At 67.6% G+C, this 13,947-nt stretch carries 13 protein-coding genes; 9 read left to right on the plus strand and 4 right to left on the minus strand.

The features are described 5' to 3' along the window. Nucleotides 1-47: 47 nt before the first annotated feature. Nucleotides 48-674: a response regulator transcription factor gene (locus WFQ67_RS00070; protein WP_111259609.1), complete on the plus strand. Its 627-nt coding sequence runs from the start codon at nucleotides 48-50 to the stop codon at nucleotides 672-674. A gap of 15 nt (nucleotides 675-689) precedes the next feature. On the opposite strand, the gene WFQ67_RS00075 is transcribed toward WFQ67_RS00070, so the two are convergent. From WFQ67_RS00075 to choX, 4 genes are all read right to left on the minus strand, one after another. Continuing rightward, on the minus strand, nucleotides 690-1,169 hold the full coding sequence (locus WFQ67_RS00075; RefSeq protein WP_337055889.1) for a thioesterase family protein: 480 nt from the start codon (nucleotides 1,167-1,169) through the stop codon (nucleotides 690-692). A 71-nt stretch (nucleotides 1,170-1,240) separates the two neighbouring features. Then, nucleotides 1,241-2,206: an L-carnitine dehydrogenase gene (locus tag WFQ67_RS00080; protein WP_337055890.1), complete on the minus strand. Its 966-nt coding sequence runs from the start codon at nucleotides 2,204-2,206 to the stop codon at nucleotides 1,241-1,243. Between the two features lie 63 nt (nucleotides 2,207-2,269). After that, nucleotides 2,270-3,157 (minus strand): 3-keto-5-aminohexanoate cleavage protein, encoded by an 888-nt coding sequence (locus tag WFQ67_RS00085; protein ID WP_213628044.1) that lies wholly within the window; start codon nucleotides 3,155-3,157, stop codon nucleotides 2,270-2,272. Between the two features lie 91 nt (nucleotides 3,158-3,248). Further along, nucleotides 3,249-4,187 carry a choline ABC transporter substrate-binding protein gene (gene choX, locus WFQ67_RS00090; RefSeq protein WP_263152272.1) on the minus strand — a complete coding sequence of 313 codons (939 nt, stop codon included), beginning with the start codon at nucleotides 4,185-4,187 and terminating at the stop codon, nucleotides 3,249-3,251. A gap of 240 nt (nucleotides 4,188-4,427) precedes the next feature. On the opposite strand from choX, the gene WFQ67_RS00095 reads away from it, so the two are divergent. From WFQ67_RS00095 to WFQ67_RS00130, 8 genes are all read left to right on the plus strand, one after another. Next, nucleotides 4,428-5,438 carry a GlxA family transcriptional regulator gene (locus WFQ67_RS00095; RefSeq protein ID WP_213628041.1) on the plus strand — a complete coding sequence of 337 codons (1,011 nt, stop codon included), beginning with the start codon at nucleotides 4,428-4,430 and terminating at the stop codon, nucleotides 5,436-5,438. A gap of 218 nt (nucleotides 5,439-5,656) precedes the next feature. Continuing rightward, nucleotides 5,657-6,634 (plus strand): dipeptidase, encoded by a 978-nt coding sequence (locus WFQ67_RS00100; RefSeq protein WP_213628039.1) that lies wholly within the window; start codon nucleotides 5,657-5,659, stop codon nucleotides 6,632-6,634. A 147-nt stretch (nucleotides 6,635-6,781) separates the two neighbouring features. Beyond that, a complete protein-coding gene (locus tag WFQ67_RS00105) occupies nucleotides 6,782-7,312 on the plus strand; it encodes a 4-vinyl reductase (protein WP_111259617.1) in 531 nt (176 codons plus the stop codon). 16 nt (nucleotides 7,313-7,328) lie between these two features. After that, a complete protein-coding gene (gene dgcA / locus WFQ67_RS00110; RefSeq protein WP_173174921.1) occupies nucleotides 7,329-9,389 on the plus strand; it encodes a dimethylglycine demethylation protein DgcA in 2,061 nt (686 codons plus the stop codon). 101 nt (nucleotides 9,390-9,490) lie between these two features. Next, on the plus strand, nucleotides 9,491-11,455 hold the full coding sequence (gene dgcB / locus WFQ67_RS00115) for a dimethylglycine demethylation protein DgcB (RefSeq protein ID WP_337055892.1): 1,965 nt from the start codon (nucleotides 9,491-9,493) through the stop codon (nucleotides 11,453-11,455). 46 nt (nucleotides 11,456-11,501) lie between these two features. After that, nucleotides 11,502-12,734 (plus strand): electron transfer flavoprotein subunit alpha, encoded by a 1,233-nt coding sequence (etfA, locus tag WFQ67_RS00120; RefSeq protein ID WP_271104580.1) that lies wholly within the window; start codon nucleotides 11,502-11,504, stop codon nucleotides 12,732-12,734. After that, on the plus strand, nucleotides 12,724-13,503 hold the full coding sequence (gene etfB, locus WFQ67_RS00125; RefSeq protein WP_213628033.1) for an electron transfer flavoprotein subunit beta: 780 nt from the start codon (nucleotides 12,724-12,726) through the stop codon (nucleotides 13,501-13,503). Before etfA ends, etfB begins: the two co-directional genes overlap by 11 nt. Nucleotides 13,504-13,534: 31 nt before the next feature. Then, nucleotides 13,535-13,780, plus strand: coding sequence for a hypothetical protein (locus WFQ67_RS00130; RefSeq protein ID WP_111259622.1), 246 nt, complete (start codon nucleotides 13,535-13,537; stop codon nucleotides 13,778-13,780). Nucleotides 13,781-13,947 lie beyond the last annotated feature (167 nt).

Here is a 13,947-nt window from a genome sequence, read left to right on the forward strand (position 1 = left end):
GTGCGTGCCGTGGAGCAACGGGAAACTCACCAAGGAGAAATGAACGGATGAGTAAGATCCTGCTTATCGACAACCAGCCCATGATCCGCTTCGCCACACGCGTCCTGCTGGAGCGTGAGGGCTACGACATCGTCGGCGAGACCGAGAACGGCGTGGAAGGCCTGAGCCTGGCCCGTTCGCTCAGACCGGACCTGGTCATCCTCGATATCGCCGTGCCCAAGCTGGACGGCATGGAGGTACTCACCCGCCTGGCGGCGATGGACGTCAACCTCAAGCTGCTGGTGCTGACTTCACTGCCCGCGGCGCTCTATGCCAACCGTTGCCTGCAGGCCGGCGCCACCGGTTACCTGTCCAAGCAGGAACAGGCCGTCAGCCTGATCGCCGCGACCAAGTCGGTGCTTTCCGGCTACAGCCTGTTCCCCAGCACCGTGCACCTGCCCGTGCCGTCCCAGGCCGGCGAGGACACCCAGCTGCTCGACAGCCTGTCAGACCGCGAGCTCGCAGTGCTGCAGAACCTCGCCAACGGCAAGAACAACAAGGAGATCGCCGAGCAGCTGTTCATCAGCCACAAGACGGTGAGCACCTACAAGTCCCGCCTGATGGACAAGCTGAAGACCCGCAACCTGGTCGACCTCATCGACTTCGCCCGCCGCTACGCCCTTCCCACGGCCTAACCGGGCGGCCCGGGCTCAACGCGCGGGTGGCAGGCCGATGACCCGCGCGACATGCACCGGCAGTGGCAACTGCCGGTGCGCCTCCACCAACCCCGCCACGCACCCGGCCACCGCTTCGGCGAAGGGCGCCGATCGCGCACTCTCGCTGTCCACGTTCATCAGCATCTGCTCACTCGCCGCCAGCAGCTCATCGCCGCCGGGGTAGTACAACCCGTGGTGGATGTGCAGGCGCTTGGCGTCGCTGGCCAGTACCTGGGTGCGCACCTCCACACGTGCACCCAGCTTCACCTCGGCGAGGTAGTTGAGGTGGCACTCCAGGGTATAGAGCGTATGCCCGGTCGAAGCCCTCCCCGCCTCGTCGAGGCCGATGCGCTCCATCAGCGCGTCGGTGGCGTAGCTGAAGATCAGCAGGTAGAAGGCGTCGCGCAGGTGGCCGTTGTAGTCCACCCACTCGGCGGAGATGAGGGTGCTATAGGTGGTCAAGGCGTGGCTCATGGGGCGGTTCCTGGCGATAGGCCCTCCGTGAGGGAAGGGCCGTTGGGTAGGGGCGGGAAGCGGTTGGCGCCTCAGTCGGCGAAGGCGAAGCCGTGTTTTTCCTTGGTCGCCTTCACCGCGTCCAGCACCGCCAGCAGGCAGTCATCACGATAACGCTCCAGTTCGGCGATGCTGCGCGAACCCTGCTGCTCGCGGGTGCCCTCCACCACGCTGTCGATCAGCGACTCGGTCAGCTCCGGGGCCGGCAGGTAGGTCCAGGGCAGTTGCAGCGCCGGACCGAACTGCGCCATGAAATGGCGCATGCCCGCGTTGCCGCCCGCCAGGGTGTAGGTGAGGAAGGTGCCCATGAAGGACCAGCGCAACCCCGCGCCGAAGCGGATCGCATCGTCGATCTCGCCGGTGCTGGCCACGCCGTCGTTGACCAGGTGCAGCGCCTCGCGCCACAGCGCCTCCAGCAGGCGGTCGGCGATGAAGCCCGGCACCTCCTTGCGCACGTGCAGCGGGCGCATGCCCAGTGCGGTGTAGACCTCGATCGCCGCCTGCACGGCTTCGGGCGCGGTCTTCTCGCCCCCCACCACCTCCACCAGCGGCAACAGGTAGACCGGGTTGAACGGGTGCCCCACCACACAGCGCTCCGGGTGCACGGCGTCGGCGTAGAACTCGCTGGGCAGCAGCCCGGACGTGCTGGAGCCGATGATCGCCTCCGGGCGCGCCGCCGCGCTGATGCGGGCGTGCAGGTCGAGCTTCAGGTCAAGCCGCTCGGGCGCGCTTTCCTGGATGAAATCGGCATCGCGCACGCATTCCTCGACCGTCTCGACGAAGCGCAGCCGCTCCTGGGAGGCGCCGGGCGCCAGCCCCTGCTTCTGCAGCGCCGGCCAGGCGTTGGCGATGCGCGCACGCAGGGCGGCCTCGGCGCCGGGGGCCGGGTCCCAGGCGACGACGTCGAGGCCGTGGGCCAGGGCACGGGCGACCCAGCCGCTGCCGATGACGCCGCTGCCAAGGGCGGCGAAGGTCTTGATGTGGGTGATGAAGGCCATGGTGGCTCCTGGTCTGTGTCCGCTATGGGGTTCCCGGGCCGAAGCCCGGCTACGGGGGAAACGTCAGCCGCGACGCTTGAGGTTCATCTTCTCGCGGCCCTCGGCCGGGCTCAGAGCGCGGCCGCCGAGGCGTTCGATGATCTCCACCGCGCGCTCCACCAACTGGCCGTTGCTGGCGTGCACGCCACGGTCCAGCCAGATGTTGTCCTCCAGGCCGACGCGCACGTTGCCGCCCAGCAACATGGCCTGGGCCACCATCGGCATCTGCGAGCGGCCGATGCCGAAGCCGGCCCAGGTGGCGCCCGGCGGCAGGTTGTCGGCCATGGCCTTCATGGTGGTGGTGTCCGCCGGTGCACCCCAGGGGATGCCCAGGCAGATCTGGAACAGCGGGTCGTCCAGCAACCCTTCCTTGAGCATCTGCTTGGCGAACCACAGGTGGCCGGTGTCGAAGATTTCCAGTTCGGCCTTCACGCCCAGCTCGGTGATGCGCTTGGCCCCGGCACGCAACTGCGCCGGGGTGGAGACGTAGATGAAGTCGCCATCGCCGAAATTGAGCGTGCCGCAGTCCAGGGTGCAGATCTCCGGCAACAGCTCCTCGACGTGCTTGAGCCGCTCCAGCGGGCCCACCAGGTCGGTGCCGGCGCCGAACTCCAGGGGCTGCTCGCCCTTGCCGATCTCCAGGTCCCCGCCCATGCCGGCGGTGAGGTTGATGATCACGTCGGTGTCGCTTTCACGGATGCGCTCGACCACCTCGCGGTAGAGCGCCACGTCGCGGCTGGGCTTGCCGGTGCGCGGGTCGCGCACGTGGCAGTGGGCGACCGTGGCGCCGGCCTTGGCCGCCTCGATGGCGGAGGCGGCGATCTCCTTCGGGGTGACCGGGATGGCCGGGTGCTTGCCGACGGTATCGCCGGCGCCGGTTACCGCACAGGTGACGATGACTTCATGGTTCACGGTTGCAACATCCTTTCTCGGGGCGATCGGGTGCCGTGCGCGGCGGGCCGCGCACGGGCGTGGGTCGATGACTGTTGTGATGCGTCGGGTCTTACTTGAGCGAGGCGATGACCGTCTCGGCGCCGTCCTTGCCGTCGAAGGTGGTCACCCCGGCCAGCCAGGCCTTGACCACCTCGGGGTTGGCCTTGAGCCAGTCGCGGGCGACCTTGGCCGGCGCCTCGCGCTCCATGATCGGCTGCATCAGGCGGCTCTCCTGCTCGCTGGAAAAGCGCAGGTTGGTCAGCAGGCGATCGGCGTTGGGGCAGCGCTGGGCGAAGTCCGGTGCGGTGACGGTGGAGACCGTGGCGGCGCCGTCGTTGGGGCCGAACACGTCATTGCTGCCGGTGAGGTAGGTGATCGGCATCTGGATGTTCATCGGGTGCGGCTTCCAGCCGAAGAACACCACCGGCTTGTGGTTCTTCACCGCGCGCGACACGGCGGTGAGCATCGCCGCCTCGCTGGACTCCACCAGCTTGAAGCCGCCGAGGCCGAACTGGTTCTCGTCGATCATCTTCTTGATCGCCGTGTTGGCGCCGGACCCCGACTCGATGCCGTAGATCTTGCCGCCCAGCTGGTCCTTGTAGCGGGCGATGTCGGCGAAGGTCCTGAGCCCCTCCTCCGCCGTGTAGGTGGGCACGGCCAGCACCGCCACGGCGTCGTCCAGGGACGGCTGCGGCGCCACCTTGACCGAGCCGCTGTCGAGGAAGGGCTGGATGTTGTCATCCATGATCGGCTTCCAGTAGCCGAGGAACACGTCCACCTGCTTCTTCTGGATGCCGGCGAAGATGATCTGCTGCGACGCTTGGGTCTGGGTGGTTTCGTAGCCGAGGCCGGCCAGCAGCTCGGAAGCCACGGCGGTGGTCGCGACCACGTCGGTCCAGCCGACCGCACCGATGCGGATCTTCTGGCAACTGGCGTCGTCCGCCGCCATCAGGGTGGAACTGAACAGGGTGAGAAGACAGCAACCCGCGAATGCGTTGAGACCTTTCATCGAATGCTCCCCTACAGCCATACGGTTATCGGGCCGCGTGGCCCGTCTGTTGTTGTGCCGGGGCCAGTCACGCCCCGCCGTTCGCGGGCCCTGCTGCACCCGTGGCAGCCAGATTACGCAGCGCGCCCGGGGGCAAATCGAACTAAAACGACCGAATGTTGAACGAGAACGACCACCTGCATTGCCTTGCGCCGCGTCCTGCCTTCTAGTGTGGCGACGCCTTCGCGAGGACGCCTGCCCATGCCCCAGACCCTGTGGTTCCTCCTGCTGCCCGGTTTCTCCATGATGGGGCTGATGTCCGCCATCGAACCCCTGCGCGTGGCCAACCGCTTTCGCGGCGAACTCTACCGCTGGCGCCTGCTGAGCCTGGAAGGCGGCCCTGTGGAAGGCAGCAACGGCATGTCGCTGAACGTCGACGCCGCGCTGGAACGCCCCGGCGCCGGCGACAGCCTGTTCGTGGTCGCCGGCTTCGATCCGCTGGCCAGCTACACGCCACGCCTGGCCCACTGGCTCAAGCGCGCCGACCTCGACGGCGCCACCCTGGGCGGCATCGACACCGGCAGCTTCGTCCTCGCCGAGGCGGGCCTCTTCGCCCGCCAGCGCCTGACCCTGCACTGGGAAGCCATCGAAGCCTTCCAGGAGCGCTACCCCGGCCTGCTGCCGACCCAGGAATTGTTCGAGATCGACGGCCGCCGCATCACCAGCGCCGGCGGCACCGCCACCCTCGACCTGATGCTCACCCTGATCGGCCGCGACCACGGCGACGAGCTGGCGGTGGAGGTGTCCGAGCAGTTCGTCCTCGGTCGCATCCGCACCCGCCAGGACCACCAGCGCATGCAGATCACCCGCCGCTACGGCGTGCACAATCGCAAGCTGGTGCAGGTGATCGGCGAGATGGAGCGCCACTGCGAACAACCCCTTGGCTCCTGTGATCTGGCCGCCCTGGTGGGCGTCACCCCGCGCCAGCTGGAGCGCCTGTTCCGCCTGCACCTGGACGACACGCCATCGGGCTTCTACCTGGCCCTGCGCCTGGAAAAGGCCCGCCAGCTGCTGCGCCAGACCGACATGAGCGTGCTGGAGATCGGCCTCGCCTGCGGCTTCGAATCCTCCTCCTACTTCTCCCGCTGCTACCGCAACCGCTTCGCCGCCTGTCCCAGCCAGGACCGCCACGAACACCCCACCGGCGACGTGGCACTGCCCAGCACGCGCACGCGGTCTCATGCACGATCACCTTCAGATCAAAGAGCTTGAGCGCAGATAGCCGCTATTTACGCCCTATCTCCCCAACACACCAGCACTTGTCGACCGGCCGTGCCGCCCACCCGGCTTGCCCATCCACGACCCCGCATTGACGCTTTCGGCAATCCCCCCGTCGTTTTTGCGCGATAGCGCCGAAAGCCCCGGCGATATGCTCGGTTCAAAGCGCCGGCAGAAGATTCGGCGCACCAAGAATCAAAGGGGACAGCCTGATGAGCCCAGCCGAACTTCACGCCGACAGCATCGTCATCGATGGCCTGATCATCGCCAAGTGGAACCGTGAACTCTTCGAGGACATGCGCAAGGGCGGCCTCACCGCGGCCAACTGCACCGTCTCCGTGTGGGAGGGCTTCCAGGCCACGGTCAACAACATCGCCGCCAGCCAGAAGCTGATCCGCGAGAACAGCGACCTGGTGATGCCCGTGCGTACCACGGCCGACATCCGCAAGGCCAAGGAACAGGGCAAGACCGGCATCCTCTTCGGCTTCCAGAACGCCCACGCGTTCGAGGACCAGATCGGCTACGTCGAGGTGTTCAAGCAGCTCGGCGTGGGCATCGTGCAGATGTGCTACAACACCCAGAACCTCGTGGGCACCGGCTGCTACGAGCGCGACGGCGGCCTCTCCGGCTTCGGTCGCGAGATCGTCGCCGAGATGAACCGCGTCGGCATCATGTGCGACCTCTCCCACGTCGGTTCCAAGACCTCCGAGGAAGTCATCCTCGAATCGAAGAAGCCCGTCTGCTACTCCCACTGCCTGCCGTCCGGCCTGAAGCAACACCCGCGCAACAAGTCCGATGAAGAGCTGAAGTTCATCGCCGACCACGGCGGCTTCGTCGGCGTGACCATGTTCGCGCCGTTCCTGGCCAAGGGCATCGACTCCACCATCGACGACTACGCCGAAGCCATCGAATACGTGATGAACATCGTCGGCGAAGACGCCATCGGCATCGGCACCGACTTCACCCAGGGCCACGGCCAGGACTTCTTCGAGTACCTGACCCACGACAAGGGCTACGCCCGGCGCCTGACCAACTTCGGCAAGATCGTGAACCCCCTGGGCATCCGCACCGTGGGCGAATTCCCCAACCTCACCGAGACCCTGCTGGGGCGCGGCCACAGCGAACGCGTGGTGCGCAAGATCATGGGCGAGAACTGGGTAAACGTCCTCAAGGACGTCTGGGGCGAGTAGCACCGATCGCCAACCCCGACCGAACACGAATCGTAGGGTGGATGACGCTCTTTTCATCCACCATCCCACCGCGCGGTGGCTCATCTCTGCGGCGGATGACTGAAGCGCCATCCGCCCGATATCTGACCTGAATTCGGAGTTATCCACATGGCCAAACACGCCCCCGAACTGCCCATCGAAGTCGACAGCGAGACCGGCGTCTGGACAACCGACGCACTGCCGATGCTCTATGTGCCGCGCCACTTCTTCGTCAACAACCACATCGGCATCGAAGAGGTGCTGGGTGCCGACGCCTATGCCGAGATCCTCTACAAGGCCGGCTACAAGTCCGCCTGGCACTGGTGCGAGAAGGAAGCCGAATGCCACGGCCTGGAAGGCGTGGCGGTGTTCGAGCACTACATGAAGCGCCTGTCCCAGCGCGGCTGGGGCCTGTTCAAGATCCAGGACATCGACCTCGACAAGGGCACCGCCAGCGTCAAGCTCGAGCACTCCGCCTTCGTCTACGTCTACGGCAAGGTCGGGCGCAAGGTCGACTACATGTTCACCGGCTGGTTCGCCGGGGCCATGGACCAGATCCTCCAGGCCCGCGGCAGCAGCATCCGCACCGTCGCCGAGCAGGTCTACAGCGGCTCGGAAGAAGGCCACGACGATGGCCTGTTCATCGTGAAACCCCTCTGAGGCGAGGCACGGCATCATGGCGTTCGAAGCAATGTTCCAGCCGATCCAGATCGGCAAACTGACCATCCGCAACCGCGTGCTCAGTACCGCCCACGCCGAGGTCATCGCCACCGATGGCGGCATGACCACCGAGCGCTACGTGAAGTACTACGAGGAAAAGGCCAAGGGCGGCATCGGCCTGGCCATCTGCGGCGGCTCGTCCGTGGTGTCCAGCGACAGCCCCCAGCAATGGTGGAGCTCGGTGAACCTGTCCACCGACCGCATCATCCCGCACTTCCAGAACCTCGCCGACGCCATGCACAAGCACGGCGCCAAGATCATGATCCAGATAACCCACATGGGCCGGCGCTCGCGCTGGGACGGCTTCAACTGGCCGACCCTGATGTCGCCGTCGGGCATCCGCGAGCCCGTGCACCGCGCCACCTGCAAGACCATCGAGGTGGAAGAGATCTGGCGCGTCATCGGTGACTTCGCCCAGGCCGCGCGCCGCGCCAAGGCCGGCGGGCTGGATGGCGTCGAGCTCTCCGCCGTGCACCAGCACATGATCGACCAGTTCTGGAGCCCGCGCGTCAACAAGCGCACCGACGAATGGGGCGGCACCTTCGAAGGCCGCATGAAGTTCGGCCTGGAAGTGCTCAAGGCGGTGCGCGAGGAAGTCGGCCCCGACTTCTGCGTGGGCCTGCGCATCTCCGGCGACGAGTTCCACCCCGACGGCTTGTCCCACGAGGACATGAAGCAGATCGCCAAGTACTACTGCGACACCGGCATGCTCGACTTCATCGGCGTGGTCGGCTCCGGCGCCGACACCCACAACACCTTGGCCAACGTCATCCCCAACATGAGCTTCCCGCCGGAGCCCTTCCTGCACCTGGCGGCCGGCATCAAGGAAGTGGTCAACGTCCCGGTGCTGCATGCGCAGAACATCAAGGACCCGAACCAGGCCACGCGCATCCTCGAAGGCGGCTACGTGGACATGGTCGGCATGACCCGCGCCCACATCGCCGACCCGCACCTGATCGCCAAGATCAAGATGGGCCAGGTGGACCAGATCAAGCAGTGCGTCGGCGCCAACTACTGCATCGACCGCCAGTACCAGGGCCTGGACGTGCTGTGCATCCAGAACGCCGCCACCACCCGCGAGTACATGGGCCTGCCGCACATCATCGAGAAGACCACCGGCGTCAAGCGCAAGGTGGTCATCGTCGGCGGCGGCCCCGCCGGCATGGAAGCGGCCCGCGTGGCGGCCGAGCGCGGCCACGACGTGACCCTGTTCGAGAAGAAGGACCAGCTCGGCGGCCAGATCAGCATCGCCGCCAAGGCCCCGCAACGCGACCAGATCGCCGGCATCACCCGCTGGTACCAGCTGGAGATCGCCCGCCTCGGCGTCGACCTGCGCCTGGGCACCGGTGCCGACACCGACACCATCCTCGACCTCAAGCCCGACATCGTGGTGCTGGCCAACGGCGGCCATCCCTTCATCGAGCAGAACGAGCACTGGGGGGCGGCAGAGGGCCTGGTGGTCAGCGCCTGGGACATCCTCGAAGGCAAGGTCGAGCCCGGCAAGAACGTGCTGGTCTACGACACCATCTGCGAGTTCGGCGGCATGTCGGCGGCGGACTACCTCTCCGAGAAGGGCGCCCAGGTGGAGATCGTCACCGACGACACCAAGCCCGGCGTCGCCATGGGCGGCACCACCTTCCCCACCTACTACCGCAGCATGTACCCGAAGGACGTGATCATGACCGGCGACCTGATGCTGGAGAAGGTCTACCGCGAGGGCGACAAGGTGGTGGCCGTGCTGGAGAACGAATACACCGGCGCCCGCGAGGAGCGCGTGGTCGACCAGATCGTCATCGAGAACGGCGTGCGCCCCGACGAGAGCCTGTACTACGCACTCAAGCAGGGCTCGCGCAACAAGGGCCAGATCGACGTCGACGCGCTGTTCGAGATCAGGCCGCAACCCTGCCTGTCCGAACCCGGCGACGGCTACCTGCTGTTCCGCATCGGCGACTGCGGCGCCCCGCGCAACGTGCACGCGGCGATCTACGACGCCCTGCGGTTGTGCAAGGACTTCTAAGAAGCTTGAAGCTGGAGGCCTGAAGCCCGAAGCCAGGAGCGGCACCAACCGCTTCCAGCTTCCGGCTTTAGGCTTCCGGCTCCCCAACCGGGTGAGCTGCAATGCTGAACACTATCCTCCCCATCCTTCTCTTCACCACCCTGGCACTGGCCGCCCTGGGCGCCGCCAGGCGCTTCCTCATATGGCGCCGGGGCCGTCCGTCGCAGGTCGACTGGCTCGGCGGGCTGATGAAGATGCCGCGCCGCTACCTGGTGGACCTGCACCACGTGGTCGAGCGCGACACGTACATGTCCAAGACCCACGTCGCCACCGCCGGTGGCTTCGTCCTGGCGGCGCTGCTGGCCATCCTGGTGCATGGCTTCGGGCTGCACAGCCGCATCCTCGGCTTCGCCCTGCTGGCGGCCACGGCGCTGATGTTCGTCGGCGCCCTGTTCGTCGCCAAGCGCCGGCGCAACCCGCCGGCGCGGCTGTCCAAGGGCCCATGGATGCGCCTGCCGAAAAGCCTGCTGATGTTCTCCGCGAGCTTCTTCATCGCCACCCTGCCGGTGGCCGGCATCCTCCCGGCCGGCTTCGGCGGCTGGTTCCTCGCGGCCATCCTCGCCGTGGGCGTGGCCTGGGGCGTGTCCGAGCTGTTCTTCGGCATGACCTGGGGCGGGCCGATGAAGCACGCCTTCGCCGGGGCCCTGCACCTGGCCTGGCACCGCCGCGCCGAACGCTTCGGTGGCGGCCGCTCCACCGGCCTCAAGGCCCTGGACCTGGCTAACCCGAGCGCGCCGCTGGGCGTGGAGAAACCCACCGACTTCACCTGGAACCAGTTGCTCGGCTTCGACGCCTGCGTGCAGTGCGGCAAGTGCGAGGCCATGTGCCCGGCCTTTGCCGCCGGCCAGCCGCTGAACCCGAAGAAACTGATCCAGGACATGGTCATCGGCCTGGCCGGCGGCAACGACGCCTCCTTCGCTGGCTCGCCCTACCCCGGCAAGCCGCTGGGCGAGCACAGCGGCGGTCCGCACCAGCCCATCGTCGCCCTGCAGGGCAAGGCCCTGGTGGACGCCGACACCCTGTGGTCCTGCACCACCTGCCGCGCCTGCGTCGAGGAGTGCCCGATGATGATCGAGCACGTCGACGCCATCGTCGACATGCGCCGCCACCTCACCCTTGAGAAGGGCGCGACCCCGAACAAGGGTGCCGAGGTGCTGGAAAACCTCATCGCCACCGACAACCCCGGCGGCTTCGCCCCCGGGGGGCGGCTGAACTGGGCGGCGGACCTGAACCTGCCGCTGATGAGCGAGAAGAAGCAGGCCGACGTGCTGTTCTGGGTCGGCGACGGTGCCTTCGACATGCGCAACCAGCGCACCCTGCGCGCCTTCGTGAAAGTGCTCAAGGCCGCCAACGTCGACTTCGCCGTACTCGGCCTGGAAGAGCGCGACAGCGGCGACGTGGCCCGTCGCCTGGGTGACGAAGCCACCTTCCAGCAGCTCGCCCGACGCAACATCGCCACCCTTTCGCAGTATCGCTTCAAGCGCATCGTCAGCTGCGATCCCCACAGCTTCCATGTGCTGAAGAACGAATACGGCGAGCTCGGCGGCAACTACCAGGTCCTGCACCACAGCACCTTCATCGACGAGCTGGTGCGCGGCGGCACGCTGCAGCTCGGCCAGAGCAAGGCCGGCAGCGTGACCTACCACGATCCCTGCTACCTCGGCCGCTACAACGGCGAGTACGAAGCCCCGCGCGCCGTGCTCAAGGCCATCGGCATCGAGGTGAAGGAAATGCAACGCTCCGGCTTCCGTTCCCGCTGCTGTGGCGGCGGTGGCGGCGCGCCGATCACCGATATCCCCGGCAAGCAGCGCATCCCCGACATGCGCATGGTGGACATCAAGGAGACCGGTGCCGAAGTGGTGGCCGTGGGCTGCCCGCAGTGCACCGCGATGCTCGAAGGCGTGGTCGCCCCGCGCCCGGAGATCAAGGACATCGCCGAGCTGGTCGCCGAGGTGCTCATCGAAGCACCGGTGGAGGCCAGGAAGCCGGCGGCGGCCAAGCGTGAAGACGTGGCGGAGGTGCACTGATGAAGTGCCTTCGCCGCCAGCGCCCCTCTCGCACGGAGACTCAACGATGAGCGACATCATCCGCCGCGACCCGCGCGCCGAGCGTATCGCCCGCAACCGCCTGCACCCCTTGCACGCCACGTTGCAGCAACAGGGCCAGACCACCTGGATGGGGCCCAACGGCGTCATCCGCAAGAATCCCCATGCCATCGCCGCCGGCTTCATCGGTCCTGCCGGCATCAAGCGCATCGATCGCAGCGGCGCCCAGCAGGGCACCGCCGGCAAGCGCAGTGGCAGCAGCGAGGCCGTGCAACTGCCGCTGCATGTGGTGGCGCAACCGGCCTTCTACATCGCCGTGGTCCCGGACATGGTCGGCGGCCGCCTCGGCAGCCACGACAAGGACCTGCTCGGCCTGGCCAACAGGCTCGCCGGATCGGGCGGCGCGGTGGTCGCGGTGCTGTTCGGAGAGGACAAGGAAACCGCCTTCGACAACGCCGGTGTCGATCGCATCCTGCGCATCCAGGGCGAGGCCTTCGACGGCTACGCGCCGGAAGCACGGGTGCTGGCCCTGAGCGCCGTGGAAAGCCAGCTGGCCCCGCGCCACTGGCTGTTGCCCGACAGCCGCAGCGGGGGCGGCGAGCTGGGCCGGCGCCTGGCCGCCAAGCTCGGCGAACGCCCTGCCACACGCGTCTGGCAGGTGGACGGCGAGCAGTGCAGCGGCCGTGCCGGTGCCGGTCGCGAGGACCTGGTGCGCGCCACGCCACGGCTGATCCTGGCCGCCGCCGAATGCGCCGAGCCGGTCAGCGAGACCCGCCACGAAGCCCGCCCCATCGAACTGCAAGCCAACATCGCCCGCAGCCTGCCACGCATCGAGGACCTCGGTGCAGTGGCCGTGGACCCGGCGCAGATCCCCATGGCCGAGGCCGAGTTCATCCTCTCCGGCGGCAACGGCGTGAAGGACTGGGCGCTGTTCCACGAGGCCGCCAGGGTCCTGGGCGCCACCGAAGGCGCCTCCCGCGTGGCGGTGGACGACGGCCACATGCCGCGCAACCGCCAGGTCGGTGCCACCGGCACCTGGGTCACCGCGCGGGTGTACCTGGCCGTGGGTATCTCCGGCGCCATCCAGCACCTGCAGGGCATCGGCGCCTGCGACAAGGTGGTGGCGGTGAACATGGACCCGGGCTGCGACATGATCAAGCGCGCAGACCTCTCGGTGATCGGCGACTCCGGCGCCATCCTCGCCGCGCTGATCGAGCGGATCACCGCATACCGTCAGGGGGGCGCACGCGATGCCGCATGACCAACTGAACATCATCACCCTGGTCTCCGTCGGCGCTCACCCGACCTCCGGTCGCGCCCGCCGTGCGGAGCAGGACGCCCGCGCCGTCGAGCTGGGCCTGCGCCTGGGCGGTGATCGCCTGCAGGTGCTGCACGCCGGCAACCCGCGCGAGGAAGCCCTGCGCGCCTACCTGGGCATGGGCCTGGCGGAAATCGCCGTGCTCGAACAGCCCGCCCAGGCAGACGCCCTGCCGGCACTGGCGGAGTACCTCGCCGAAGCCGGCGCGCAGCTGGTGCTCACCGGCAGCCAGGCGGAAACCGGCGAAGGCTCGGGGATGCTGCCCTTCCTGCTGGCCGAGAAGCTCGGCTGGCCGCTGGTGGTCGGGCTCGCGGAAGTGGAGAAGGTGGAGAACGGCGTGGCCCAGGTGCTGCAGGCTCTGCCCCGTGGCCAGCGACGCCGCCTGCGGGTGCGCCTGCCCTTCCTCGCCAGCGTCGACAACGCCGCCCCGGTGGCGCGCCAGAGCGCCTTCGGCCCGGCGCGGCGCGGCACGCTCGAGGCTTGCGACGTCGAGGTGGTTGAAGACACGCTGCTGGCCGAGGCACGCTTGCAACCGGCCCGGCCGAGGCCCAAGCGGCTCAAGGTGATCAAGGCCAAGACCGGCGCCGAGCGGATGAAGGCGGCCACGGCCAAGGCTTCCGGCGGGGGCGGCAAGGTGCTCAAGGACCTGTCGCCAGCCGAGGGTGCCGAGGCTATCTTCAAGCTGTTGATGGAAGAAGGAGTGCTGCGCTGACGCGCAGCCCGATGACCGGAGGAGACAGGCCATGATGCATGCCGATCTGATCGACCAGGAAGATTTCCGCGAGCGCCTGGTGGCGCTGGGGCTGGCCATTCCCTCGGGGGTGAGCGCCGAGCAGGCCTGCGAGCACGCCGTGAGCGGCCTCAGCCCCGAACGCGCCGTGGCCCTGCGCCGCCTGGTGGAGGAGCTGCTGGGCGGCAGCGCCACCCTGCTGCCAAACGTGCGCGAGGCCATTTCCCGCACCCTGTTGCCGGCGCTGGTACCGCGCTGATTCCACCCAACAAAAAAGGGCGCCGATGGCGCCCTTTTTTCATGCCCGTCAAGCGCTGCACAACGCCCCGTAGGATGGCGTAGAGCGAAGCGAAACCCATCGATTCCAGGCACGGACATGACCCTGGCGCCGGCCGGGCTGCTCGAAAAGCATCGCGAATGAATTCC

This window comes from Pseudomonas sp. USHLN015 (assembly GCF_037153275.1).
GTDB lineage: Bacteria > Pseudomonadota > Gammaproteobacteria > Pseudomonadales > Pseudomonadaceae > Metapseudomonas > Metapseudomonas tohonis.

What these genes read in the sequence shown, in the direction of transcription:
- WFQ67_RS00075 (WP_337055889.1), bottom strand. Translation starts at nt 1,169, where the DNA reads ATGAGCCACGCCTTGACCACCTATAGCACCCTCATCTCCGCCGAGTGG.
- choX (WP_263152272.1), bottom strand. Translation starts at nt 4,187, where the DNA reads ATGAAAGGTCTCAACGCATTCGCGGGTTGCTGTCTTCTCACCCTGTTC.
- WFQ67_RS00100 (WP_213628039.1), top strand. Translation starts at nt 5,657, where the DNA reads ATGAGCCCAGCCGAACTTCACGCCGACAGCATCGTCATCGATGGCCTG.
- WFQ67_RS00080 (WP_337055890.1), bottom strand. Translation starts at nt 2,206, where the DNA reads ATGGCCTTCATCACCCACATCAAGACCTTCGCCGCCCTTGGCAGCGGC.
- etfB (WP_213628033.1), top strand. Translation starts at nt 12,724, where the DNA reads ATGCCGCATGACCAACTGAACATCATCACCCTGGTCTCCGTCGGCGCT.
- WFQ67_RS00130 (WP_111259622.1), top strand. Translation starts at nt 13,535, where the DNA reads ATGATGCATGCCGATCTGATCGACCAGGAAGATTTCCGCGAGCGCCTG.
- WFQ67_RS00070 (WP_111259609.1), top strand. Translation starts at nt 48, where the DNA reads ATGAGTAAGATCCTGCTTATCGACAACCAGCCCATGATCCGCTTCGCC.
- dgcA (WP_173174921.1), top strand. Translation starts at nt 7,329, where the DNA reads ATGGCGTTCGAAGCAATGTTCCAGCCGATCCAGATCGGCAAACTGACC.
- WFQ67_RS00105 (WP_111259617.1), top strand. Translation starts at nt 6,782, where the DNA reads ATGGCCAAACACGCCCCCGAACTGCCCATCGAAGTCGACAGCGAGACC.
- dgcB (WP_337055892.1), top strand. Translation starts at nt 9,491, where the DNA reads ATGCTGAACACTATCCTCCCCATCCTTCTCTTCACCACCCTGGCACTG.
- WFQ67_RS00095 (WP_213628041.1), top strand. Translation starts at nt 4,428, where the DNA reads ATGCCCCAGACCCTGTGGTTCCTCCTGCTGCCCGGTTTCTCCATGATG.
- etfA (WP_271104580.1), top strand. Translation starts at nt 11,502, where the DNA reads ATGAGCGACATCATCCGCCGCGACCCGCGCGCCGAGCGTATCGCCCGC.